Here is a 375-nt window from a genome sequence, read left to right as displayed (position 1 = left end):
GCCTGCGCCACGTAGTTGCGGAAGGGCTGTGCGGGGGGCAAGTCCTGACCCCGGTCGCTCAGCAGCAGGGCGATCTCCTGCTGCATGACCTCCAGCGCCTGGTGGTCCGTCGCCAGGTGGTGCATCAACAGCAGCAGCAGCCAGCGCTGCTGGGCGGCATCGTGCAGCACATGGGCCCGCATCAGCGGTGCCTGGGTCAGCTCGATCCGGGTGTGGCGCGGGTCCCAGCGTTCGCGCAGCTGTGTCGCGGCGTCTTGGTCGCTGTCAGGGTCGAGGGCGTCCTCTTGCAGCAGCAGCGGTGCCTCGCGCCAGACCACCTGCACCGGCTCGTCCAGGCCTTCCCAGTGCAGCGCGGTGCGCAGCACGTCATGGCGC

Annotated in this window: 1 protein-coding gene; it reads right to left on the bottom strand. The window is 70.1% G+C overall.

Annotation, left to right across the window (positions count from 1 at the left end):
• The coding region (locus H5407_RS23720; protein WP_220800777.1) for a condensation domain-containing protein at positions 1 to 375 on the bottom strand (375 nt) is incomplete at both ends.

Source organism: Mitsuaria sp. WAJ17, assembly GCF_014174515.1.
In the GTDB taxonomy this organism is placed as follows: Bacteria; Pseudomonadota; Gammaproteobacteria; order Burkholderiales; family Burkholderiaceae_C; genus Roseateles_B.
The sequence above is the reverse complement of the archived record's forward strand: the minus strand, read 5'-3'. Positions and strand labels throughout refer to the sequence as shown.